The organism is Yersinia pekkanenii (genome assembly GCF_001152565.1).
GTDB classification, from domain to species: domain Bacteria; phylum Pseudomonadota; class Gammaproteobacteria; order Enterobacterales; family Enterobacteriaceae; genus Yersinia; species Yersinia pekkanenii.
The window spans coordinates 46,777-70,455 of sequence record NZ_CQAZ01000018.1; the positions used below are offsets into that span (position 1 = coordinate 46,777).

Genomic DNA, 23,679 nt, shown 5'->3' on the forward strand with positions numbered 1-23,679 from the left:
AGTAGTCGCCACCATGACTCTACGTTGCCAAGGTAACGCATGAAAGCAGTACGCCCCGGGAAGTTAAAACGGCAGGAAGAACAAGCCAGCTTTATAAGCTGGCGTTTTGCGTTGCTATGCGGTTGTATTTTGTTGGCATTAGTCGGGTTGATGTTGCGTACTGCCTACTTGCAAGTGATTAACCCCGACAAGCTGGTGCGCGAAGGTGATATGCGCTCATTGCGGGTACAGGAGGTTCCTACCGCCCGTGGCATGATCAGTGATCGCTCAGGCCGCCCTCTGGCAGTCAGTGTCCCGGTCAATGCGGTGTGGGTCGATCCGAAAGCGCTGATCGAACGCGGAGGCATTACGCTGGATACACGCTGGAAAGCGCTATCTGATGCGCTGGAAATCCCGCTGGATCAATTAGCTGCCCGTATTAATGCTAACCCGAAAGGGCGCTTCGTCTATCTGGCTCGCCAAGTTAATCCCGCCATTGGCGACTATATTCATAAGCTGAAATTACCCGGCATCTATTTGCGTCAGGAATCCCGCCGCTATTATCCGGCAGGTCAGGTGATGGCGCACATTATCGGTGTGACCAACATTGATAGCCAAGGTATTGAAGGCGTAGAAAAAAGTTTTGATCGCTGGCTCACCGGGCAACCCGGAGAGCGAACGGTACGTAAAGACCGCTTTGGTCGTGTCATTGAGGATATCTCCTCGGTTGATAGCCAGGCGGCACATAACCTGGTGTTGAGTGTTGATGAGCGGTTACAGGCGTTGGTGTATCGCGAGCTGAGCAATGCAGTGGCATTCAACAAAGCAGAGTCCGGTACGGCAGTGCTGGTGGATGTGACTACCGGCGAAGTATTAGCGATGGCGAATAGCCCGTCTTATAACCCGAATAACCTGACCGGAACGCCGAAAGATGCCATGCGTAACCGGGCAATAACCGATATTTTTGAACCCGGCTCGACAGTAAAGCCAATGGTAGTGATGACGGCATTGCAGCATGGCGTAGTGAAAGAAAATAGCGTGCTGAACACCTTGCCGTACTTTGTTAACGGTCACCAGATTAAAGATGTGGCCCGTTACGCAGAGCTGTCCGTAACCGGGATCTTGCAGAAGTCGAGTAACGTCGGTGTTTCTAAACTGGCGTTAGCGATGCCATCCTCAGCGTTAGTAGATACTTACTCACGGTTTGGGTTTGGGAAAGCGACCAATTTGGGGTTGGTCGGAGAAAGCAGTGGCTTATATCCAAAAAAACAACGGTGGTCTGACATAGAGAGGGCCACCTTCTCTTTCGGCTACGGGCTAATGGTAACACCGTTACAACTAGCGCGAGTCTATGCAACCATCGGCAGCATGGGGATTTATCGCCCACTGTCGATAACCAAAGTTGATCCGCCAGTGGCGGGTGAACGTATCTTCCCTGAACCGCTGGTACGCACCGTGGTTCATATGATGGAAAGTGTGGCACTACCTGGCGGCGGGGGCACTAAAGCCGCCATCAAAGGCTACCGTATTGCGATTAAAACCGGTACCGCCAAGAAAGTCGGCCCGGACGGCAAATATATGGACCGATACCTCGCTTACACCGCCGGCGTTGCGCCCGCGAGTAATCCTCGATTTGCTCTGGTTGTGGTCATCAATGACCCGCAGGCAGGGAAATATTACGGTGGTGCGGTTTCTGCACCGGTGTTCGGTGCCATCATGGGCGGCGTGTTGCGCACCATGAACATTGAGCCAGATGCGTTACCCACCGGTGATAAAAGCGAATTAGTGATTAATAAAAAAGAGGGTTCAGGTGGCAGATCGTAACTTGCGCGACTTACTCGCTCCTTGGGGGCTAGACCTCCCGGCGCGTGCGCTACGGGAAATGACATTAGACAGCCGCATTGCTGCTGCCGGGGATTTGTTTGTCGCCATTGTCGGCCACCAGGCGGACGGGCGTCGCTATATCCCGCAAGCCATTGCACAAGGTGTGGCGGCGGTGGTGGCTGAAGCCGATGGCGTGGCACCGGATGCCAGTGTGTCTGAGATGCACGGTGTTCCTGTTATTTATCTGCGTAATTTGAATCAGCACTTATCCCAGTTGGCGGGGCAATTCTATCACCAGCCCGGAGCTGCATTACGTTTGGTTGGCGTTACGGGGACCAACGGCAAAACCACCACCACCCAGTTATTGGCGCAATGGAGCCAGGCACTGGGCGAAACCAGTGCGGTGATGGGGACGGTTGGCAATGGCCTGTTAGGGCAAGTCATCCCGACGGAAAACACCACCGGTTCAGCGGTTGATATCCAACATTTATTGCGCAATCTGGTTGACCAGGGCGCGACCTTTGCGGCGATGGAAGTTTCTTCTCATGGTCTGATTCAAAACCGTGTTGCCGCATTGCCGTTTGCCGCCACCGTGTTCACTAACTTAAGCCGCGATCATCTGGATTATCACGGTAATATGGCCAATTACGAAGCGGCAAAATGGCTGTTGTTCTCTACCCATCAATCCGAACATAAAATTATTAATGCTGATGATGAAGTCGGCCGCCGCTGGTTAAGCCAGTTGCCGCAAGCGGTTGCCGTCAGTATGGAAGGCAAGGTTCCTGCGGGATGGAATGGCCCGTGGTTATCTGCCAGCACGGTTCAGTATCACGATAACGGTGCCAGCATCGTTTTTGATTCAAGCTGGGGCAAAGGTCAGTTAGAAAGCCGCCTGATGGGGGCTTTCAATGTCAGTAACCTATTAGTAGCACTGTCAACGCTGCTCTCGCTGGGCTATCCGTTAGCGCAATTATTAGCAGTCGCACCTCATCTGCAACCCGTTTGTGGGCGGATGGAAGTATTTAACACGCCGGGCAAACCGACGGTAGTGGTGGATTATGCCCACACGCCGGATGCGCTGGAAAAAGCGTTGGCGGCGGCCCGTTTACACTGCAAAGGCAAGCTGTGGTGTGTGTTTGGTTGCGGTGGTGATCGTGACAAAGGTAAGCGCCCACTCATGGGCGGTATCGCGGAACAACTGGCTGACCGTGTCGTCGTTACTGATGATAACCCGCGCAGTGAAGAGCCGCAGGCGATTGTCGCTGATATCCTCAGCGGTTTTCTGGATGCCGGGCATGCGCTGGTTATTCATGGTCGTGCTGAAGCGGTGACCAGTGCCATCATGCAAGCCAAACAAGACGATGTAGTCCTGATTGCCGGTAAAGGCCATGAGGATTACCAATTAGTGGGTAATCGTCGCCTGGATTATTCAGACCGTGTCACCGTCGCACGTTTGTTGGGGGGGGTGGCATGATTAAGATCTCACTGCATTTTTTGTCCACGCTGCTTAACGCTGAACTTATTGCCAGTGATAAAGGCGGCGATAACGTCGAAATAACCGAAGTGACCATCGATACCCGTAAGGTCACTTCGGGGTGCTTATTTGTGGCACTGAAAGGCGAACGTTTTGATGGGCATGACTTTGCAGAAGATGCTGTTGCCGCTGGTGCCGTAGCTTTACTGGTAAGTAAACGCTTACTGGTGGGGGGGGCGCAATTAGTGGTCAAAGACACCCGACTGGCGTTGGGGCAGTTTGCTGCCTGGGTCCGTCAGCAAGTCCCCGCTCGGGTAGTGGCGTTAACCGGTTCATCGGGTAAAACCTCGGTAAAAGAAATGGTTGCCGCCATTTTGCGCCAATGCGGCAAGGTGCTGTATACCGCCGGTAACTTCAATAATGATATCGGTGTACCGCTGACCTTACTGCGCTTAACGCCTGAGCATGATTTTGCGGTCATCGAGTTGGGTGCCAATCATATCGGTGAAATTGCCTACACCACTGATTTAAGCCGCCCGGAAAGTGCTCTGGTTAACAATTTGGCCGCTGCTCATCTGGAAGGCTTTGGTTCACTGGCTGGCGTCGCGCAAGCCAAAGGCGAGATTTTCGCCGGTCTGCCCGCGAATGGCACCGCCATTATCAATGCTGACAGCAATGATTGGCCACACTGGCAGGAAACTCTGCATAACAAACGGGTCTGGCGTTTTTCGCCTTATGCGGCAGAAGATATCGATTTCTATGCCAGCGATGTACATATTACGCCGCAGTCGACACATTTCACCCTGCATTCGCCATTTGGCACGGTGGCTATCAAATTGCCACTGCCGGGGCGACATAACATTGCCAATGCGTTAGCCGCTGCGGCATTAGCCATGTCGGTTGGGGCTGATTTATCCGCCGTTCGTCAAGGGTTGGCACAATTACAAGCCGTACCGGGCCGTTTATTCCCGATTCAATTAGCCGTAGGTAAATTGCTGCTGGATGATTCCTATAACGCCAACGTCGGTTCTATGACCGCTGCCGCTCAAGTGCTGGCTGAAATGCCTGGCTACCGCGTGATGGTGGTCGGTGATATGGGGGAATTGGGTGACACCGCGGTTGATTGTCATCGCCAGGTCGGTGAGGCCGCTAAACAGGCGGGGGTCGACAAAGTGCTGAGCGTGGGCACATTAAGCCAGGCGCTGAGTGATGCGAGTGGCAACGGCGAACATTTTCAGGATAAGAGCGCATTGACGGCCCGTGTAAACGAACTGCTGAGCGAACATCCGGTTATCACCGTTTTAATTAAAGGTTCACGTAGCGCCGCTATGGAAAATGTCGTGCGTGCGTTACAGGAGAAAGCATCATGTTAGTTTGGTTGGCTGAATACTTAGTAAAATTTTACTCGGGCTTTAACGTCTTTTCCTATTTGACGTTCCGCGCCATTGTCAGTCTGTTGACGGCATTGTTTATTTCTTTGTGGATGGGGCCGCATCTGATTGCCTATTTGCAGAAATTGCAGATTGGTCAGGTAGTGCGTAACGACGGACCAGAGTCACATTTTAGCAAGCGCGGCACCCCAACCATGGGTGGCCTGATGATTCTATTCTCCATCACCATTTCGGTTCTGATGTGGGCTTATCCGTCTAACCCGTATGTCTGGTGTGTACTGTTCATTCTTATCGGTTATGGCATCGTCGGTTTTATTGACGACTACCGCAAAGTGGTGCGTAAAGATACCAAAGGTTTGATTGCTCGCTGGAAATATTTCTGGCAGTCGGTGATTGCGCTGGCGGCAGCATTCACTATGTACAGTATTGGTAAAGACACGCCGGCCACCGAGCTGGTGGTGCCATTCTTTAAAGACATCATGCCACAGCTTGGTCTGCTCTATATCCTGCTGGCTTACTTCGTGATTGTCGGCACCAGTAACGCGGTCAATCTGACTGACGGGCTGGATGGCTTGGCTATTATGCCTACTGTTTTTGTCGCAGGTGGCTTTGCATTGGTGGCCTGGGCGACCGGTAACGTGAACTTTGCTGCATACCTGCATATTCCTTATCTGCGCCATGCCGGTGAACTGGTGATTGTCTGTACCGCAATTGTCGGTGCCGGGCTGGGTTTCCTCTGGTTTAACACCTATCCGGCACAGGTCTTTATGGGTGATGTCGGTTCGTTAGCATTAGGCGGCGCACTGGGCACCATCGCGGTATTACTGCGGCAGGAATTCTTATTAGTGATTATGGGCGGGGTGTTCGTGGTTGAAACGCTGTCGGTAATCTTGCAGGTTGGCTCCTTTAAATTACGTGGGCAGCGCATTTTCCGCATGGCCCCGATTCATCATCACTACGAACTTAAAGGTTGGCCAGAGCCACGGGTGATCGTGCGCTTCTGGATTATTTCGCTGATGCTGGTGCTGATTGGCCTGGCGACGCTGAAGGTGCGGTAATTATGATTGATTATCAGGGTAAAAAAGTAGTCATTATCGGGCTGGGGCTAACCGGCCTTTCCTGTGTTGATTTCTTTATGGCGCGCGGTGTAACGCCGCGGGTTATGGATACCCGTATCAATCCATCGGGCTTGGATAAATTACCTGAAAATGTCGATTGCCATGTGGGTGAGCTGAATCAACAGTGGCTGTTGGATGCTGATTTGATTGTCGCCAGCCCCGGTATTGCACTGGCACATCCGGCGTTGAGTGAAGCCGCTGAAGCGGGTGTCGAGATTGTCGGTGATATTGAGCTGTTCTGCCGTGAAAACTTAGCGCCGGTGGTGGCGATTACCGGTTCTAACGGTAAAAGTACCGTAACCACTCTGGTGGGTGAGATGGCGAAAGCGGCTGGCTGGCAGGTTGGCGTCGGTGGCAACATTGGCGTTCCGGCTCTTACGCTGTTGAAACAAGAAAGCCAATTAGTGGTATTAGAGTTGTCCAGCTTCCAACTGGAAACCACCTCCAGCCTGCGCGCCAGTGCTGCCACCCTGCTGAACGTAACGGAAGATCATACCGATCGTTACCCGTTCGGTTTGCAGCAATATCGCGCAGCTAAGCTGCGAGTGTATGAAAATGCTAAAGTTTGTGTTGTGAATGCCGATGACGCACTCACCATGCCGGTGCGTGGTGCTGATAGCCGCTGTATCAGCTTTGGGGTGGATGTCGGTGATTACCATCTGAATAAGCAGCAGGGCGAAATCTGGCTGCGGGCTGGTGGTGAGAAAGTGTTAAATACCCGTGAAATGAAATTGACCGGGCGGCATAACTACACCAATGCACTGGCCGCACTGGCGCTGGCGGATGCCGTCGGTGTTCCGCGCACGTCTAGCCTGAAAGCATTGACCACCTTTACCGGCTTACCACATCGCTTCCAATTGGTATTTGAGCACAATGGCGTGCGCTGGATTAATGATTCTAAAGCCACCAACGTGGGCAGCACCGAAGCGGCGTTAAAGGGTTTACAGGTTGATGGCACCTTACATTTGTTGTTGGGTGGTGATGGCAAGTCTGCCGATTTCTCTGGGCTGACGCGCTTTTTGCACCGCGACCGTATCCGGATTTATTGTTTTGGCCGCGACGGTGCGCAGTTGGCTGAACTGCGTCCTGATGTCTCTCAGCTTACCGAGACGATGGAACAGGCCATGATTCTGTTGGCGAACAAGCTGGAACCGGGCGATATGGTGTTGTTGTCACCTGCCTGTGCCAGTTTGGACCAATTCCGCAGTTTCGAGCAACGTGGTGATGAGTTTGCTCGTTTGGCAGAGGAACTGGGCTGATGCGCATGCCGGGGCTGGGGCTGTTTAATACCACAAAGCATTTTGTGATGGGATCGCGGGAGAGCGACACCACCAGCATGGTGCTCTACGACAGAACCTTGCTGTGGCTGACATTCGGTTTGGCGATTATTGGGTTTGTGATGGTGACATCAGCCTCAATGCCGATTGGTCAGCGTCTGGCCAGTGACCCATTCCTGTTTGCCAAGCGTGATGCGTTGTATCTGGCGCTGGCATTTGGTATGTCGCTGGTGACCCTGCGTATCCCGATGGCAGTTTGGCAACGCTACAGTAATGTTATGTTGCTGATTTCCATAGCGATGCTATTAGTGGTATTGGTTGTGGGTAGCTCGGTAAACGGGGCATCGCGCTGGATTTCACTGGGGCCGCTACGTATTCAGCCAGCAGAGTTATCCAAGTTATCATTGTTTTGTTATCTGGCCAGCTATCTGGTGCGCAAGGTTGAAGAGGTTCGTAGTAACTTCTGGGGCTTCTGTAAACCGATGGGTGTCATGGTTATTCTGGCGGTATTACTACTAGCGCAGCCCGATTTAGGTACCGTGGTAGTGCTGTTTGTCACCACGCTGGCAATGCTATTTTTGGCCGGTGCGAAGATGTGGCAGTTCCTGGCTATCATCGGCTCGGGTATCTTTGCGGTTTGTCTGCTGATTGTTGCCGAACCTTACCGTATGCGCCGCGTGACATCGTTCTGGAACCCGTGGGCTGATCCGTTCGGCAGTGGTTACCAGTTAACCCAGTCGTTAATGGCTTTTGGTCGTGGCGAATTCTGGGGGCAGGGCTTAGGGAATTCAGTGCAAAAACTGGAGTATTTACCGGAAGCACATACTGACTTCATTTTCTCGATTTTAGGCGAGGAACTGGGGTATTTCGGTGTGGTTCTGGCACTGTTAATGGTATTCTTCGTCGCTTTTCGTGCTATGTCCATCGGGCGTCGTGCCTTAGAGATAGATCAGCGATTTTCTGGCTTTTTGGCCTGTTCGATCGGCATCTGGTTTAGCTTTCAGGCACTGGTTAACGTTGGGGCTGCTGCCGGAATGTTGCCGACCAAAGGTTTGACTTTACCGCTGATAAGTTACGGTGGTTCGAGCCTGATTATTATGTCAACCGCGATAGTGCTGTTGTTACGTATTGATTTTGAAACACGTTTGGCCAAAGCCCAGGCGTTTGTAAGGAGTGCCCGATGAGTGGCAAGACCAAGCGTTTAATGGTGATGGCCGGCGGGACCGGGGGGCATGTCTTCCCAGGCTTGGCCGTAGCACATCATCTGATGGCGCAAGGCTGGCAGGTGCGTTGGTTAGGCACCGCAGACCGAATGGAAGCGTCATTGGTACCCCAACATGGCATTGAAATTGATTTCATCCAGATTTCTGGTTTGCGCGGCAAGGGGCTGATGGCCCAGCTTACCGCACCGCTGCGAATTTACCGCGCGGTGCGTCAGGCTAAGAAAATTATGCGTGATTACCAGCCGGACGTGGTGCTGGGAATGGGCGGTTATGTCTCTGGCCCCGGTGGTTTGGCTGCCTGGCTGTGTGGCATTCCGGTGGTATTGCATGAGCAAAACGGCATTGCGGGGTTGACCAACCGTTGGTTGGCCAGGATCGCGAAAAAGGTTTTACAGGCATTCCCCGGCGCATTCCCCAATGCAGATGTTGTCGGTAATCCGGTTCGTACCGATGTACTGGCACTGCCATTACCGGCTGAACGTTTGAGTGGCCGTGAAGGGCCGATTCGCGTGTTAGTTATTGGTGGTAGCCAAGGTGCGCGGGTGCTGAATCAAACCCTGCCGCGGGTTGCCGCGACGCTGGGTGAGCAGATAACCGTTTGGCATCAGGTGGGTAAAGGCGCTTTGTCGGAGGTGTTACAGGCCTACCAGCAAGCCGGGCAGGGTGATAAGCATCAGGTTGTCGAGTTTATCGACGATATGGCTGCCGCTTATGCCTGGGCTGATGTGGTGATTTGTCGCTCAGGCGCGCTGACGGTAAGCGAAGTGGCTGCCGCAGGGTTACCGGCGATTTTTGTGCCATTCCAGCATAAAGACCGGCAACAATATTGGAATGCATTACCGTTGGAAAAAGCGGGTGCAGCGAAAATTATCGAACAACCGCAATTTACAGCGCAAACGGTTAGCGGCTTGTTGGCGCAATGGGATCGCGCAACATTATTGACTATGGCTGAACGGGCAAGAACCGTGGCTGTCCCGGATGCCACTGAGCGTGTGGCCGCCGAAGTGGTCGCCGCCAGTAAGTGAAATAAATACAGATCATGAACAGTGAGTAGTTAGGTTAATGCGAGCTGTGAATAGGCAACAGACAAAAAAGTGATGAGAAACGTGAATACACAACAACTGGCGAAACTACGAACTATCGTGCCCGAGATGCGCCGCGTCCGGCACATTCACTTTGTTGGCATTGGTGGTGCTGGCATGGGTGGTATCGCTGAAGTGTTGGCAAACGAAGGTTATCAGATTAGTGGTTCAGATTTAGCGCCCAACCCGGTAACCCAGCATTTGGCTTCATTGGGCGCACAGATTTATTTCCATCACCGTCCGGAAAACGTACTGGATGCCAGTGTGGTGGTGGTTTCAACCGCAATCTCTGCGGATAATCCAGAGATTGTTGCCGCTCGCGAGGCGCGTATTCCGGTGATCCGCCGCGCTGAGATGCTGGCTGAATTGATGCGCTTTCGCCATGGGATTGCGGTTGCTGGCACGCACGGCAAAACCACCACGACAGCGATGGTTTCCAGTATTTATGCCGAAGCAGGTCTGGACCCAACCTTTGTTAACGGTGGATTGGTGAAAGCGGCTGGAACCCATGCTCGCTTGGGTTCCAGCCGGTACCTGATTGCGGAAGCCGATGAAAGCGATGCCTCATTTTTGCATTTGCAACCGATGGTGGCGATTGTCACCAATATCGAAGCCGACCATATGGATACCTATCAGGGCGACTTTGAGAACTTAAAACAGACATTTATTAACTTTTTGCACAACTTGCCATTCTATGGCCGTGCGGTGATGTGTATCGATGATCCGGTGGTGCGTGAGTTATTACCGCGTGTTGGCCGTCATATCACCACTTACGGCTTCAGTGATGACGCTGATGTGCAGATTGCCAGCTATCGCCAGGAAGGTCCGCAGGGGCACTTCACGCTCAAACGCCTGGATAAGCCGTTGATGACGGTAATCCTGAATGCACCGGGGCGTCATAACGCACTGAACGCGGCGGCGGCGGTTGCTGTAGCGACCGAAGAAGGCATTGAAGACGATGATATCCTGCGCGCGCTGTCGGGGTTCCAGGGAACGGGGCGCCGTTTTGATTTCCTCGGCAACTTCCCGCTGGCCACGGTCAATGGGAAAGAAGGCAGTGTGATGCTGGTTGATGACTATGGTCATCACCCGACAGAGGTGGATGCCACGGTTAAAGCGGCGCGTGCCGGTTGGCCGGATAAGCGCATCGTGATGGTTTTCCAGCCGCACCGTTATACCCGTACCCGCGATCTGTATGACGATTTTGCCAATGTGTTATCGCAGGTTGATGTGTTACTGATGTTAGATGTGTATGCCGCCGGTGAACCGCCGATCCCAGGTGCTGATAGTCGCTCGTTGTGCCGTACCATCCGTAACCGTGGCAAGTTGGACCCGATTTTGGTTTCAGACAGTGAGACCGTACCTGAGGTGTTGGCGCAAATGCTGAATGGCGATGACCTGATTCTGGTTCAGGGCGCTGGCAACATTGGTAAAATTGCACGTAAATTGGCTGAGCTTAAATTGCAACCACAGATAAAAGATGGTGAACATCATGGCTGAGAAAGTCGCGGTACTGCTGGGTGGTACCTCCGCTGAACGTGAAGTGTCATTGCTATCAGGCCAGGCCGTTTTAGCCGGTCTGAGAGACGCCGGTATCGATGCCCATGGGGTGGATACCAGGGACTTCCCAGTCACTCAGCTTAAAGAACAGGGTTTTGATAAGGTCTTTATCGCGTTACATGGGCGTGGTGGTGAAGACGGTACGTTGCAAGGGGTATTGGAATTCCTGCAACTACCTTATACCGGCAGCGGCGTGATGGCCTCAGCCCTGACCATGGATAAGCTGCGCACCAAGCTGGTGTGGCAGGCGTCCGGTCTGCCGATATCGCCTTATGTGGCACTGAACCGTCAACAGTTTGAAACACTTTCGTCAGAGGAATTGGCGGCATGTGTCGGCTCGCTTGGTCTGCCATTAATTGTTAAGCCAAGCCACGAAGGTTCCAGCGTGGGGATGAGTAAGGTTGATCACGCGGATCAATTACAGCGTGCCTTGGTTGAAGCTTTCCGCCACGACACTGATGTGCTGATTGAAAAATGGTTGAGCGGGCCGGAATTCACGGTAGCAATTCTCGGTGATGATGTTTTACCGTCCATCAGGATCCAGGCACCCGGTGTATTCTATGATTATGAAGCCAAGTATCTGTCTGATAAAACACAGTATTTCTGCCCAAGTGGCCTACGTGCTGAGTTAGAGCAACAATTGGCAGCGTTAGCCTTACAGGCTTATCAGGCGCTGGGCTGTAGCGGTTGGGGCCGAGTTGATGTCATGCAAGACAGTGACGGCTGTTTCTACCTGCTTGAAGTGAATACTTCTCCGGGGATGACCAGCCACAGTTTGGTGCCAATGGCCGCGCGCCAGTCTGGGTTGAGTTTCTCCCAGTTGGTGGCGAAAATTTTGGCGTTGGCTGACTGATATGTCGCAAGCTGCCCTGAATGCGCGTGAACGTGCGGCTGAGAACAGCGCTGCCCGTCGCAGTAACGGAGGCCAATTGGCGGGGCTGATATTCCTGCTGATGGTTCTCGGAACAATACTGTGGGGTGGGTGGGTGGTTGTGGGGTGGATGAAAGACGCTAGCCGCTTACCACTGTCGAAATTGGTGGTAACCGGTGAACGCCATTACACCACCAATGATGATATTCGCCAGGCTATTCTGTCATTGGGCGCACCGGGTACTTTTATGACGCAGGATGTGAACATCATCCAGCAGCAGATTGAACGGTTACCCTGGATTCAGCAGGCCAGCGTACGTAAACAGTGGCCGGATGAGCTGAAAATCCATCTGGTGGAATATGTGCCTTATGCTCGCTGGAATGATTTGCATATGGTTGATGAGCAGGGGCGGTCATTCAGTGTGCCCTCTGAGCGAATGGGTAAACAGACACTGCCCCTACTGTATGGCCCGGAAGGCAGTGAGCAGGATGTTCTGGAAGGTTATCGGGCGATAAACAAAGTGTTAGCGGCCAATAAGTATCAGCTAAAAATGGTGGCAATGAGCGCCAGACATTCTTGGCAGTTGGCCTTAGATAATGATGTTCGGCTGGAGCTGGGACGGGATGACCGGATGGGGCGTTTGCAACGTTTCATCGAGTTATATCCGATGTTGCAACAGCAGCCAGATAAACGAGTCAGTTATGTTGATTTGCGATATGAAACAGGGGCTGCAATAGGCTGGGCTCCGGTATTTATCGGCCAGTCAGAGTCAACAAATGGCCAGCAGAACAGTAATCCGCAACAGAATCAGGCACAGGCAAAACAACAATGATCAAGTCGACGGACAGAAAACTGGTAGTAGGTCTTGAGATCGGAACGGCAAAGGTCTCCGCATTGGTAGGGGAAGTTCTGCCCGATGGCATGGTCAATATTATTGGTGTAGGCAGTTGCCCATCCCGTGGCATGGATAAGGGGGGGGTTAACGATCTTGAATCGGTAGTGAAATGCGTACAGCGCGCTATCGATCAGGCCGAGTTAATGGCGGATTGCCAAATTTCATCTGTTTATCTGGCACTATCGGGTAAACATATCAGTTGTCAGAATGAAATAGGGATGGTTCCTATTTCAGAAGAAGAAGTAACTCAGGAAGATGTAGAAAACGTAGTGCATACCGCGAAGTCGGTACGTGTGCGTGATGAACATCGTATTCTGCATGTTATCCCGCAGGAATATGCCATCGACTACCAGGAAGGCATCAAAAATCCTGTTGGTCTGTCTGGTGTGCGGATGCAAGCCAAAGTGCACCTGATTACCTGCCATAACGATATGGCGAAGAATATTGTTAAAGCGGTGGAACGTTGTGGCTTGAAAGTGGACCAATTGATTTTCGCCGGTTTGGCAGCAAGTTATGCAGTATTGACCGAAGATGAACGTGAGCTGGGTGTCTGTGTGGTCGACATCGGCGGTGGCACCATGGATATGGCGGTTTATACCGGTGGCGCGTTACGGCACACCAAAGTTATTCCCTACGCCGGGAACGTGGTCACCAGCGATATAGCTTATGCCTTCGGTACACCGCCTACAGATGCGGAAGCGATTAAAGTTCGGCACGGCTGTGCGCTCGGGTCGATAGTCAGCAAGGACGAAAGTGTAGAAGTGCCAAGTGTTGGCGGACGCCCTCCTCGTAGTCTGCAAAGACAGACGCTCGCTGAGGTTATAGAACCACGCTACACCGAACTGCTGAATTTGGTTAATGACGAGATTTTGCAATTGCAGGAGCAATTACGTCAGCAAGGCGTGAAGCATCATCTGGCAGCCGGTATCGTACTGACAGGCGGAGCGGCACAAATTGATGGATTGGCTGAATGCGCGCAACGGGTATTTCATGCGCAGGTTCGCATTGGTCAACCGCTCAATATCACCGGGTTGACGGATTATGCACAGGAACCTTATTACTCCACTGCTGTTGGGTTGTTGCACTATGGTAAAGAATCTCATCTCAGTGGTGAGTCAGAAGTAGAAAAACGTGCCTCAGTGGGCAATTGGTTTAAACGTATCAATAGCTGGCTGAGAAAAGAGTTTTAATGTTTCAACAAAGAGATCATGCTGAACATATTTTTTGATCTCGAAGCGACAGGCACAAAACGGAGAGAAACTATGTTTGAACCTATGGAACTAACCAATGACGCGGTGATTAAAGTCATCGGCGTCGGTGGTGGCGGTGGTAATGCCGTCGAACACATGGTGCGCGAGCGCATCGAAGGTGTTGAATTCTTCGCCGTTAATACAGACGCTCAGGCGCTACGTAAGACGGCTGTTGGCCAAACCATCCAGATTGGTAGCGGTATTACCAAAGGTTTGGGTGCTGGCGCGAACCCAGAAGTGGGCCGCAATTCAGCTGAAGAAGACCGTGAAGCTCTGCGTGCAGCCCTTGAAGGCGCGGACATGGTCTTCATCGCCGCAGGCATGGGCGGTGGTACCGGTACCGGTGCTGCTCCTGTTGTCGCCGAAGTGGCGAAAGAACTGGGTATTCTGACAGTCGCCGTGGTTACCAAGCCTTTCAATTTCGAAGGCAAGAAACGCATGGCATTCGCTGAGCAGGGTATTGCTGAGTTGTCCAAGCATGTGGACTCACTGATCACTATCCCGAACGACAAATTGTTGAAGGTTCTGGGTCGTGGCATCTCTTTACTGGATGCATTCGGTGCAGCTAACGACGTATTAAAAGGTGCTGTTCAGGGGATCGCCGAACTGATTACCCGCCCAGGCCTGATGAACGTCGACTTTGCTGACGTGCGCACTGTGATGTCTGAAATGGGTTATGCCATGATGGGCTCCGGTGTAGCTTGTGGTGAAGATCGTGCGGAAGAAGCAGCAGAAATGGCGATTTCCAGCCCGTTGTTGGAAGATATCGATCTGTCTGGTGCCCGTGGCGTGTTGGTCAACATCACTGCTGGTTTCGATTTGCGTTTAGATGAATTCGAAACTGTGGGTAATACTATCCGTGCATTCGCGTCCGACAATGCTACCGTGGTTATCGGTACATCGTTAGACCCGGAAATGAACGATGAACTGCGCGTCACTGTTGTTGCGACCGGTATCGGCATGGACAAACGTCCTGAAATTACGCTGGTTACCAACAAGCAGACTCAGCCTGTAATGGACCATCGTTACCAGCAGCATGGTATGTCACCTTTACCTCAGGAAGTTAAGCCTGCGGCTAAAGTGGTCAATGATCCAACTGCTCAAACGAATAAAGAGCCCGATTATTTGGATATTCCGGCGTTTTTGCGTAAGCAAGCCGACTAATTTCCGAAAGTATTGGCATCTCCGCTCTTTGTGCTAAACTGTCCCGCCGATCTTGTTATAAGCTTGGTCGGTAGGATGGATAACATTGCGAGATAAAACGATGATCAAACAAAGGACTTTAAAACGTATTGTTCAGGCGACTGGCGTCGGTTTGCACACCGGTAAGAAAGTCACGCTGACAATGCGACCCGCGTCGGCTAATACCGGGGTCATCTATCGTCGCACTGACTTGAATCCACCGGTTGATTTTCCGGCAGATGCAAAATCCGTGCGTGATACCATGCTTTGTACTTGCCTGGTCAATGAGCATGACGTACGTATTTCTACTGTTGAGCATCTCAACGCTGCTTTAGCAGGGTTAGGGATTGATAACATTATTATTGAAGTTAACGCTCCCGAAGTGCCGATTATGGACGGTAGTGCCAGTCCGTTCGTGTACTTGTTGCTGGATGCGGGTATCGAAGAGTTAAACTCTGCGAAGAAATTCCTGCGTCTGAAAGAGACGGTGCGGGTTGAAGACGGTGATAAATGGGCTGAATTGTCTCCATTCAATGGATTCCGTTTAGATTTTACCATTGATTTTAATCACCCGGCGATTGACTCCAGTACTCAGCGTTACCGTCTGGATTTCTCGGCCGATTCATTCGTCCGTCAAATCAGTCGTGCGCGTACTTTTGGTTTCATGCGTGATATCGAATATTTACAGTCCCGTGGTTTGTGTTTGGGCGGTAGTTTCGATTGTGCCATCGTGGTAGATGATTACCGTGTGCTTAACGAAGATGGCCTGCGCTTTGAAGATGAGTTTGTTCGTCACAAAATGCTGGACGCAATTGGTGACCTGTTTATGTGCGGCCACAATATTATTGGCGCATTTACTGCGTTCAAATCGGGTCATGCCTTGAATAACAAGCTGTTGCAGGCTGTTTTAGCTAAGCAAGAAGCTTGGGAATTTGTGACATTCCAAGACGAAGCCGAAATGCCACTGGCATTCAAAGCACCGTCTACAGTATTAGCGTACTAAATTTATTTATTATCATCACTTTTGGTTGCGTTGGCACTCTCTCCGGCCAGCGCAGCCAATCGTTCCAATATTATCCTCAATTTCTCAGGGCTGCGGCTTGCTAATCCTCTTAATTCCTTAGCACTTTCCAAACTTAAATGACGCACTGGTGCTGATTTCGCAGGATCTTGCGATGATTTTGCCACATCTTGCGTAATGTTTTGCCCCTTGGCCATTAACGATGGATTAATCCTGATGTCGATTGAAGACAATGATGGTAGAATTTGCGCTCGTAGTGCTGAGAGCAACGCGGGTTGTTCATAACGTAGGCGCATTAACCAGCTCGCGTTCGCGGTCTCTAGCACTAAAACACTCTGTCGATAGTTGGCAACACGGCACCACGGCTGCAATTGTGAAGGGAGTAATCCTTTTACCGCACGATTAAGTTTTAGCAGTGCTGTAGCGCGTTGTTGTACGTTATGTAGCGGCCCGTTTTCTGCTGCAATTGCATCATCGAACAGAACATCTAATAATTGTGGGCGGTTTTCACGCATTGACAAGGCTCCGGCGGATTTTAAACTCGTGATCGGTATTCTAAATCGTTGGCGACAATTTGGCAGACGTTATTTCTGGCCGCATCTCCTATTGGGGATGGTCGCGGCAAGTCTTGGCGTGCCATCAAATCTGTCTGGCGCTCCAGACCAAGCTGCAATACCGAATACATCGTCAAGCCAAAGCCGTCAGAATCTCGGTGCGACAAACTTTAACAGTTTGGCATTGCTGCATGATATGCATCGCCGGCCTTCATTCAGCGTAGACTACTGGCAACAGCATGCACTGCGCACGGTTATTCGTCATCTTTCTTTTGCTCTGGCACCCCAGGCAGCTTATGCGCGGGTGCAGGAAATAGCCGAAGTCGAACAGGTAGAACCATCAAAAATTCAGCAACTTGCGTTGTTGGACACGCTGGACACGCTGAATGCGCTACTGACTCACGAGTTTAAACCTCCTACCATTATTCGTTATACCGAGCAGGTTAAACGGCCTGTTCTTTCATTATATAAACCGGGTCTTTGGCTTGCACAAGTGCAAGGTATTCGTGCCGGGCCTGCCAATTTAAGTTAATAACTCTTTTGGTTTACGCCAATTTTATACAACCTTTGGCTACCGGTTTGGTGGTCTTGTAAGAGATATAAAGAATTATGCTAATTAAATTATTAACCAAAGTTTTTGGCAGCCGTAACGATCGCACGCTGCGCCGTATGCGCAAAGTGGTTGATCTGATCAACCGCATGGAGCCAGAAATTGAAAAACTGACAGACGCCGAATTACGTGCCAAAACGGATGAGTTCCGTGAGCGTTTGGCAAAAGGTGAAGTGCTGGAAAATCTGATCCCTGAAGCTTTTGCTATCGTTCGTGAATCGAGTAAACGTGTATTTGGCATGCGTCACTTCGACGTACAGCTGCTTGGCGGTATGGTACTGAATGAGCGTTGTATTGCTGAGATGCGTACCGGTGAAGGTAAAACGCTGACTGCAACCCTACCTGCTTACCTCAATGCGTTAAGTGGTCGCGGTGTTCATGTTGTTACCGTCAACGACTATTTGGCTCAACGTGACGCCGAAAATAACCGTCCATTGTTTGAATTTTTGGGCCTGAGTGTGGGTATCAACCTGCCGAATATGACCGCCCCCGCTAAGCGTGCGGCCTATGCTGCTGATATTACTTACGGTACTAACAACGAATTCGGTTTTGACTACCTGCGCGATAATATGGCGTTCAGTCCTGAAGAGCGCGTACAGCGTAAACTGCACTATGCGCTGGTGGATGAGGTCGACTCCATCCTGATCGATGAAGCTCGTACCCCGCTGATTATCTCTGGCCCAGCTGAAGATAGCTCCGAGATGTATATTCGGGTTAACAAACTGATCCCAAAACTGGTTCGTCAGGAAAAAGAAGACTCGGATAGTTTTCAGGGTGAAGGCCACTTCTCGGTGGATGAAAAATCACGTCAGGTGCATTTGACCGAGCGCGGCTTGATCAAGATCGAGGAAATGCTGGTAGAAGCGGGCATTATGGAGGAAGGCGAGTCCCTGTACTCTCCGGCCAACATTATGTTGATGCACCACGTAACCGCCGCTCTGCGCGCTCACGTACTGTTTGCCCGTGATGTTGACTACATTGTGAAAGACGGTGAAGTGATCATCGTCGATGAGCACACTGGCCGTACTATGCAAGGGCGTCGCTGGTCTGATGGTTTACATCAGGCAGTTGAAGCCAAAGAAGGCGTGGAAATCCAGAACGAAAACCAGACGCTGGCTTCAATTACCTTCCAGAACTACTTCCGTCTGTATGAAAAACTGGCCGGTATGACCGGTACCGCAGACACTGAAGCGTTTGAATTCAGCTCGATTTACAAACTCGATACCATCGTTGTACCGACTAACCGTCCTATGATCCGTAAAGATCTGGCAGATTTGGTCTATATGACCGAACAGGAGAAAATCGGCGCAATTATCGAAGATATCCGTGAGCGTACTGCGAATGGGCAGCCGGTATTGGTCGGGACCATCTCGATTGAAAAATCTGAAGTAGTATCTGCTGAATTGACCAAAGCGGGCATTGAACACAAGGTTCTGAACGCCAAATTCCACGCAATGGAAGCTGAGATCGTTTCTCAGGCGGGTCAACCGGGTGCGGTCACTATCGCAACCAATATGGCGGGTCGTGGTACTGATATCGTGTTGGGTGGCAGTTGGCAGAGCGAGATTGCCTTGCTGGAAGATCCGACTGAAGAGCAAATTGCGGCTATTAAAGCGGCATGGCAGATTCGCCATGATGCGGTACTGACATCAGGTGGCTTGCACATTATTGGCACCGAGCGTCATGAGTCACGCCGTATCGATAACCAGTTACGTGGTCGTGCGGGTCGTCAGGGTGATGCCGGTTCTTCACGCTTCTACTTATCAATGGAAGATGCTCTGATGCGTATTTTTGCCTCTGACCGTGTGTCTGGCATGATGCGTAAACTGGGTATGAAACCGGGTGAAGCTATTGAACATCCATGGGTAACCAAGGCTATTGCTAACGCACAGCGTAAAGTTGAAAGCCGTAACTTCGATATTCGTAAGCAACTGCTTGAATATGATGATGTCGCCAGTGATCAGCGTCGTGCCATTTACAGCCAGCGCAACGAACTGTTGGACGTATCTGATGTCAGCGAAACCATTAATAGCATCCGTGAAGATGTATTCAAAACAGTTATCGACAGCTACATTCCAACCCAGTCACTGGAGGAAATGTGGGATGTTGAAGGTCTTGAACAGCGTCTGAAAAATGATTTCGATTTAGATATGCCAATTGCACAATGGCTGGAAGACGAGCCACAATTGCACGAAGAAACATTACGAGAACGCATTCTTCAGCGCGCGATTGAGGTTTATCACCGCAAAGAAGAAGTTGTTGGCATCGATATGATGCGTAACTTCGAAAAAGGCGTGATGCTACAAACCTTGGATTCGTTGTGGAAGGAGCATTTGGCTGCGATGGATTACCTGCGTCAGGGGATTCATTTACGTGGTTATGCGCAAAAAGATCCTAAACAGGAATATAAGCGTGAATCTTTCGCCATGTTCGCGGCAATGTTGGAATCACTGAAATATGAAGTGATTAGTGTGCTGAGCAAAGTACAAGTTCGGATGCCAGAAGAGGTAGAAGCGTTGGAAGTACAACGCCGTGAAGAAGCTGAACGTTTGGCGAAACAGCAGCAACTGAGCCATCAGTCTGACAACAGTGCATTGATGTCAAAGGAAGAAGTCAATGTTGCTACCAGCCTTGAGCGTAAAGTGGGTCGTAATGATCCGTGCCCATGCGGGTCAGGCAAAAAATACAAACAGTGTCATGGTAGCCTACAGTAATACTTTAGGTCATTAGCCATACTGACAATGAGGGCGGCTTAAAAACCGCCCTTTATTTTGACTATTTTTTGTCGTTCTTTTTTAGAACCGGTAAGTAAAAGACCCCATAAGCCAGCGTTTATGCTCTGATCAGGAGAAAGAGAATTGAAACATTTACACATCGCAGTAGGGATTATCCGCAACCCTCAGCAGGAGATTTTTATTACCCAACGTGCAATTGATTCCCATATGGCGGGGTTTTGGGAGTTTCCTGGGGGCAAGATTGAGCAGGGTGAAACACCAGAAGCTGCCTTAAAGCGTGAGTTGCTAGAGGAAACCGGCATTGTGGTACGAAAAGCGTTTTTGCTCAATGTGTTGGAGCATACTTTTACTGATCGTATCGTGACATTATATTTCTATATGGTTGAAGCATGGGACGGTGAACCTTTTGGCCGCGAAGGGCAACCTATGCGCTGGGTTAAGCAATCAGAATTGTTGGCCGAAGAGTTTCCGCCTGCTAATGCCGCAATCATCGAATTACTGACTGCATAGTGTTGCCGGGCCGTTAATATAACTAAAATGGAGCAAAATGGCGTTTGCTCCATTTGGTCAGACTGAGATTATTAATGTTGGAGAGGGTCTTCCTCGCTCCATTCATCACTGTCAGATAACTCACCACTGCTGGAAATACGTTTCTCTTCATCTGCCCACTCACCTAAGTCAATAAGTTGGCAACGCTTGCAGCAGAATGGGCGATAAGGGCTTTGTTCACCCCAGATAACGACTTTTCTGCAGGTCGGGCAGTTGACCTCTATTTCTTCGTTTTCCATGTTTTCTCCTAAAATCTATCCAATGCCAAACGACTGATAGCAAACTCAGCAGCAGGCTAATTCAAACGATAAACGGGCAGGCACGGTACCATTTTCGCTGTCGAGCGGTAAGAAGCGAATGGCATAACGTGTCTTGTGACCAGAGATCTGTGGGTATAGTTGTGCGTCTAATGGCAAACGCAATCTGAGTAGATCAGCGCCTTCGGCATTATCTTGAAAAAAACCATTCAAGCTAATTTGCGCGCGTAGCGGACCCGACTGGCGAATTAAATTTAAAATGATGGTTAATGACTGATTGAGTGGTGCCAGACCGGCGAGCAACTTATCGATATGCTGGTTTCGCTGTTCTTGTGGCTGATGCAACCAAGTGTGTAAAGTGGGTAAATCAAAGCTGCAGCAACCGCCGGGGATACTCAGGCGTTGGCGAACAACACTGATTAAACGGTCTTCTTTTAATGATTGTCCGATGCGTGGCGCAGACATCAAGACTGATGCTCGGTTTTTTAGCTGGTTACGTAGTGAATCCACCAGTGACATATCAACGCCAGGCATATCAGCCCATTGCTGTAACTTTTGTTGTTGGCGCTCAAGCTCTTTAAGTAAATCAGTACGTACTTCACCGCGCTCAAGGACATCAATTAAATCGGATGCAGTACGGAAAAACGTTAATGCACTGGCAATGTTATCTAACGAACGTTGGCTTTCTAATTGTTGTAATAAAAACTCCATTCTCAGCCAGGTACGCATTTTTTCATTAAGCGGATGTTCGAAAAGTATTGTTGAGGTAAGGTCACTCATTGGTGTAGATCCTGTTGGGCCGCAGCTGCCAATTTTAAATACTGCTGGTGTAATGAAGCAACTTGCGAGGCGATAATTAATGGATCGCCGCTATTGTCAATAATATCATCTGCATAAGCCAACCGCTGTTGCCGGGAAACCTGTGAAGCTAAAATATGTTCTGCCTGTTGGCGGGTAATTCCATCTCTCGCCATCGTCCGAGCGAGTTGTATTTCAGGTGCTACATCTACTACTAACACACGATTGGCTTTGTGATGTAAACCATTTTCAACCAGTAGAGGGACAACCCAAAGAACATATGGTTCATCAATGCCTGCGAGTTGGCGCTGAGCTTCCTGTTGAATAAGGGGATGCAACAGTGAATTTAACCATGCTTTTTCCTGTGGCTCACTGAAAATTTTCTCGCGTAATGCGGCACGGTTCAATGCGCCATTGGCTTGCAAAATGATTTCACCATAACGGGAAGTAATAGTGGCTAATGCTGGCATCCCCGGTTCAACCACCTGACGGGCGATAATATCAGCATCAATAATGGGCACACCAAAATTGGCGAACGCATTTGCTACGGTACTTTTGCCGCTGCCAATACCGCCGGTGAGAGCCACAATATAGGTCATTGCCTAGCCTTGCATACTGTTAGTGAGTGGTCAGAATTGTATCTGAAAGCAGGAGGGAAGGCATAGTAAGGTATGCATTCTGTTTGAGCTGTATGGAAAAATAAGCGAAGTGAAAACAGTGATAAAAGGAGTCATCGGTATTTTTCAGGTAATTTGTGGGATTGTAGCGTAAATAAAGGTGGATTCGCAGTCTTGTCGTAGAATTATTCATGCGTATGATAGCTTCACTGGGATGGCGTGATTTACGCCCGATCACTTTTTGCGATCTATCGCCAATAACCAGGAAATATTAAGCCATGCGTATTGAAGAAGGTTTGAAATTAGGCTTCAAAGATGTATTGATCCGCCCTAAACGCTCAACGCTGAAAAGTCGCTCTGAAGTAAGCCTGGAACGCCAGTTTACCTTCAAGCATTCAGGTTGCAATTGGTCCGGCGTGCCTATCATCGCTGCTAATATGGATACTGTTGGCACTTTCCGCATGGCAGAAGTTCTGGCATCGTTCGATGTTCTGACCGCAGTTCATAAACACTACACTGTTGAACAGTGGGGCGAGTTTGTGAAGCGTGTTCCTGAATCCGTATTGCGTCATGTTATGGTCTCAACTGGGACTTCCTCTGCTGATTTCGACAAAATGAAACAAATTTTGGCGTTATCTCCAGCCTTGAAATTCATCTGTATCGATGTGGCTAACGGCTACTCAGAGCATTTTGTCTCCTTCCTACAACGAGCGCGTGAAGCTTGTCCGGATAAAGTGATTTGTGCTGGTAATGTGGTGACTGGTGAGATGGTGGAAGAACTTATTCTCTCTGGTGCGGACATTGTTAAAGTCGGGATTGGGCCAGGTTCAGTTTGTACTACACGTGTGAAGACCGGTGTTGGTTATCCGCAGCTATCGGCTGTTATCGAGTGTGCTGATGCAGCACATGGCTTGGGTGGGCAGATTGTCAGTGATGGCGGTTGTTCGGTACCAGGTGATGTTGCTAAAGCGTTCGGTGGTGGTGCTGATTTTGTTATGTTGGGCGGTATGTTGGCAGGGCATGAAGAGTGTGAAGGCCGTATTGTTGAAGAGAATGGCGAGAAATTCATGCTGTTCTACGGTATGAGCTCTGAATCTGCAATGAAACGCCATGTTGGTGGTGTTGCTGAATATCGTGCGGCGGAAGGAAAAACGGTTAAATTGCCATTACGTGGTTCAGTTGATAACACCGTGCGCGATATCATGGGCGGCCTGCGCTCAGCTTGTACCTATGTGGGTGCTTCGCATTTAAAAGAACTGACTAAACGCACTACTTTTATCCGTGTTGCGGAGCAAGAGAACCGCGTGTTCGGCAGCAATTAATACAAAGTTTCCGATGATGGTTTGTTCTCGGAAATAACATTCAGTGAGTACATGAAATCTACTTATTGATATGAGAAAGGGTGTCACTTA

General features: G+C 50.3%; 21 protein-coding genes. 17 read left to right on the forward strand and 4 right to left on the reverse strand.

What is annotated here, in order from left to right; genetic code table 11:
• Positions 1 to 39: 39 nt before the first annotated feature.
• From AEP37_RS10905 to lpxC, 13 genes are all read left to right on the forward strand, one after another.
• Positions 40 to 1,803 carry a peptidoglycan glycosyltransferase FtsI gene (locus AEP37_RS10905; protein ID WP_049613228.1) on the forward strand — a complete coding sequence of 588 codons (1,764 nt, stop codon included), beginning with the start codon at positions 40 to 42 and terminating at the stop codon, positions 1,801 to 1,803.
• Positions 1,790 to 3,277, forward strand: a complete 1,488-nt coding sequence (gene murE / locus AEP37_RS10910; RefSeq protein ID WP_049613230.1) for a UDP-N-acetylmuramoyl-L-alanyl-D-glutamate--2,6-diaminopimelate ligase — start codon at positions 1,790 to 1,792, stop codon at positions 3,275 to 3,277. Before AEP37_RS10905 ends, murE begins: the two co-directional genes overlap by 14 nt.
• A complete protein-coding gene (gene murF, locus AEP37_RS10915) occupies positions 3,274 to 4,650 on the forward strand; it encodes a UDP-N-acetylmuramoyl-tripeptide--D-alanyl-D-alanine ligase (protein WP_049613232.1) in 1,377 nt (458 codons plus the stop codon). The genes murE and murF overlap by 4 nt, the downstream gene beginning before the upstream one ends.
• Positions 4,644 to 5,726 carry a phospho-N-acetylmuramoyl-pentapeptide-transferase gene (gene mraY / locus AEP37_RS10920; RefSeq protein ID WP_049613234.1) on the forward strand — a complete coding sequence of 361 codons (1,083 nt, stop codon included), beginning with the start codon at positions 4,644 to 4,646 and terminating at the stop codon, positions 5,724 to 5,726. Before murF ends, mraY begins: the two co-directional genes overlap by 7 nt.
• 2 nt (positions 5,727 to 5,728) lie before the next feature.
• Entirely contained in the window at positions 5,729 to 7,045 is a 1,317-nt protein-coding gene (gene murD, locus AEP37_RS10925) for a UDP-N-acetylmuramoyl-L-alanine--D-glutamate ligase (protein ID WP_049613236.1), read from the forward strand.
• Positions 7,045 to 8,247 carry a cell division protein FtsW gene (ftsW, locus tag AEP37_RS10930; protein WP_049613237.1) on the forward strand — a complete coding sequence of 401 codons (1,203 nt, stop codon included), beginning with the start codon at positions 7,045 to 7,047 and terminating at the stop codon, positions 8,245 to 8,247. Before murD ends, ftsW begins: the two co-directional genes overlap by 1 nt.
• On the forward strand, positions 8,244 to 9,311 hold the full coding sequence (gene murG / locus AEP37_RS10935) for an undecaprenyldiphospho-muramoylpentapeptide beta-N-acetylglucosaminyltransferase (RefSeq protein ID WP_049613239.1): 1,068 nt from the start codon (positions 8,244 to 8,246) through the stop codon (positions 9,309 to 9,311). The genes ftsW and murG overlap by 4 nt, the downstream gene beginning before the upstream one ends.
• A gap of 81 nt (positions 9,312 to 9,392) precedes the next feature.
• Positions 9,393 to 10,868, forward strand: coding sequence for a UDP-N-acetylmuramate--L-alanine ligase (gene murC, locus AEP37_RS10940; RefSeq protein WP_049613241.1), 1,476 nt, complete (start codon positions 9,393 to 9,395; stop codon positions 10,866 to 10,868).
• Positions 10,861 to 11,781, forward strand: coding sequence for a D-alanine--D-alanine ligase (locus AEP37_RS10945; protein ID WP_049613243.1), 921 nt, complete (start codon positions 10,861 to 10,863; stop codon positions 11,779 to 11,781). The genes murC and AEP37_RS10945 overlap by 8 nt, the downstream gene beginning before the upstream one ends.
• A 1-nt stretch (position 11,782) precedes the next feature.
• A complete protein-coding gene (gene ftsQ / locus AEP37_RS10950) occupies positions 11,783 to 12,631 on the forward strand; it encodes a cell division protein FtsQ (protein WP_049613245.1) in 849 nt (282 codons plus the stop codon).
• Positions 12,628 to 13,884, forward strand: coding sequence for a cell division protein FtsA (gene ftsA / locus AEP37_RS10955; protein ID WP_002210431.1), 1,257 nt, complete (start codon positions 12,628 to 12,630; stop codon positions 13,882 to 13,884). The genes ftsQ and ftsA overlap by 4 nt, the downstream gene beginning before the upstream one ends.
• Positions 13,885 to 13,956: 72 nt before the next feature.
• A complete protein-coding gene (gene ftsZ, locus AEP37_RS10960) occupies positions 13,957 to 15,108 on the forward strand; it encodes a cell division protein FtsZ (RefSeq protein WP_004389003.1) in 1,152 nt (383 codons plus the stop codon).
• Positions 15,109 to 15,208: 100 nt separating this feature from the next.
• A complete protein-coding gene (gene lpxC / locus AEP37_RS10965; protein ID WP_049613247.1) occupies positions 15,209 to 16,129 on the forward strand; it encodes a UDP-3-O-acyl-N-acetylglucosamine deacetylase in 921 nt (306 codons plus the stop codon).
• Between the two features lie 2 nt (positions 16,130 to 16,131).
• Here lpxC and AEP37_RS10970 read toward each other — a convergent pair whose 3' ends face one another.
• Positions 16,132 to 16,662, reverse strand: a complete 531-nt coding sequence (locus AEP37_RS10970; RefSeq protein ID WP_049613249.1) for a DUF721 domain-containing protein — start codon at positions 16,660 to 16,662, stop codon at positions 16,132 to 16,134.
• 28 nt (positions 16,663 to 16,690) lie between these two features.
• Between AEP37_RS10970 and secM the strand changes: the two genes are divergently transcribed.
• From secM to mutT, 3 genes are all read left to right on the forward strand, one after another.
• Positions 16,691 to 17,233, forward strand: a complete 543-nt coding sequence (gene secM / locus AEP37_RS10975) for a secA translation cis-regulator SecM (RefSeq protein ID WP_049613252.1) — start codon at positions 16,691 to 16,693, stop codon at positions 17,231 to 17,233.
• A gap of 77 nt (positions 17,234 to 17,310) precedes the next feature.
• On the forward strand, positions 17,311 to 20,025 hold the full coding sequence (gene secA, locus AEP37_RS10980) for a preprotein translocase subunit SecA (RefSeq protein WP_049613254.1): 2,715 nt from the start codon (positions 17,311 to 17,313) through the stop codon (positions 20,023 to 20,025).
• Between the two features lie 144 nt (positions 20,026 to 20,169).
• Positions 20,170 to 20,556 (forward strand): 8-oxo-dGTP diphosphatase MutT, encoded by a 387-nt coding sequence (gene mutT, locus AEP37_RS10985; protein WP_049613256.1) that lies wholly within the window; start codon positions 20,170 to 20,172, stop codon positions 20,554 to 20,556.
• Positions 20,557 to 20,627: 71 nt separating this feature from the next.
• On the opposite strand, the gene yacG is transcribed toward mutT, so the two are convergent.
• The 3 genes from yacG to coaE are packed head-to-tail and all read right to left on the reverse strand — an operon-like array spanning position 20,628 to position 22,249.
• Positions 20,628 to 20,834, reverse strand: coding sequence for a DNA gyrase inhibitor YacG (gene yacG / locus AEP37_RS10990; RefSeq protein ID WP_049613258.1), 207 nt, complete (start codon positions 20,832 to 20,834; stop codon positions 20,628 to 20,630).
• Between the two features lie 45 nt (positions 20,835 to 20,879).
• The gene (gene zapD / locus AEP37_RS10995; protein ID WP_049613260.1) at positions 20,880 to 21,632 is read right to left on the reverse strand and encodes a cell division protein ZapD; all 753 of its coding nucleotides are present in this window, start codon (positions 21,630 to 21,632) and stop codon (positions 20,880 to 20,882) included.
• Positions 21,629 to 22,249, reverse strand: coding sequence for a dephospho-CoA kinase (coaE, locus tag AEP37_RS11000; RefSeq protein ID WP_049613263.1), 621 nt, complete (start codon positions 22,247 to 22,249; stop codon positions 21,629 to 21,631). The genes zapD and coaE overlap by 4 nt, the downstream gene beginning before the upstream one ends.
• A 296-nt stretch (positions 22,250 to 22,545) precedes the next feature.
• Between coaE and AEP37_RS11005 the strand changes: the two genes are divergently transcribed.
• Positions 22,546 to 23,589: a GMP reductase gene (locus AEP37_RS11005; RefSeq protein ID WP_049613265.1), complete on the forward strand. Its 1,044-nt coding sequence runs from the start codon at positions 22,546 to 22,548 to the stop codon at positions 23,587 to 23,589.
• The last annotated feature ends 90 nt before the right edge of the window (positions 23,590 to 23,679 follow it).

Excerpts from the sequence above, each read along its gene's own strand:
- AEP37_RS10905 (WP_049613228.1), top strand. The coding sequence starts at position 40 with ATGAAAGCAGTACGCCCCGGGAAGTTAAAACGGCAGGAAGAACAAGCC.
- murF (WP_049613232.1), top strand. The coding sequence starts at position 3,274 with ATGATTAAGATCTCACTGCATTTTTTGTCCACGCTGCTTAACGCTGAA.
- mraY (WP_049613234.1), top strand. The coding sequence starts at position 4,644 with ATGTTAGTTTGGTTGGCTGAATACTTAGTAAAATTTTACTCGGGCTTT.
- murD (WP_049613236.1), top strand. The coding sequence starts at position 5,729 with ATGATTGATTATCAGGGTAAAAAAGTAGTCATTATCGGGCTGGGGCTA.
- ftsW (WP_049613237.1), top strand. The coding sequence starts at position 7,045 with ATGCGCATGCCGGGGCTGGGGCTGTTTAATACCACAAAGCATTTTGTG.
- murG (WP_049613239.1), top strand. The coding sequence starts at position 8,244 with ATGAGTGGCAAGACCAAGCGTTTAATGGTGATGGCCGGCGGGACCGGG.
- AEP37_RS10945 (WP_049613243.1), top strand. The coding sequence starts at position 10,861 with ATGGCTGAGAAAGTCGCGGTACTGCTGGGTGGTACCTCCGCTGAACGT.
- ftsQ (WP_049613245.1), top strand. The coding sequence starts at position 11,783 with ATGTCGCAAGCTGCCCTGAATGCGCGTGAACGTGCGGCTGAGAACAGC.
- ftsA (WP_002210431.1), top strand. The coding sequence starts at position 12,628 with ATGATCAAGTCGACGGACAGAAAACTGGTAGTAGGTCTTGAGATCGGA.
- ftsZ (WP_004389003.1), top strand. The coding sequence starts at position 13,957 with ATGTTTGAACCTATGGAACTAACCAATGACGCGGTGATTAAAGTCATC.
- lpxC (WP_049613247.1), top strand. The coding sequence starts at position 15,209 with ATGATCAAACAAAGGACTTTAAAACGTATTGTTCAGGCGACTGGCGTC.
- AEP37_RS10970 (WP_049613249.1), bottom strand. The coding sequence starts at position 16,662 with ATGCGTGAAAACCGCCCACAATTATTAGATGTTCTGTTCGATGATGCA.
- secA (WP_049613254.1), top strand. The coding sequence starts at position 17,311 with ATGCTAATTAAATTATTAACCAAAGTTTTTGGCAGCCGTAACGATCGC.
- yacG (WP_049613258.1), bottom strand. The coding sequence starts at position 20,834 with ATGGAAAACGAAGAAATAGAGGTCAACTGCCCGACCTGCAGAAAAGTC.
- zapD (WP_049613260.1), bottom strand. The coding sequence starts at position 21,632 with ATGAGTGACCTTACCTCAACAATACTTTTCGAACATCCGCTTAATGAA.
- coaE (WP_049613263.1), bottom strand. The coding sequence starts at position 22,249 with ATGACCTATATTGTGGCTCTCACCGGCGGTATTGGCAGCGGCAAAAGT.
- AEP37_RS11005 (WP_049613265.1), top strand. The coding sequence starts at position 22,546 with ATGCGTATTGAAGAAGGTTTGAAATTAGGCTTCAAAGATGTATTGATC.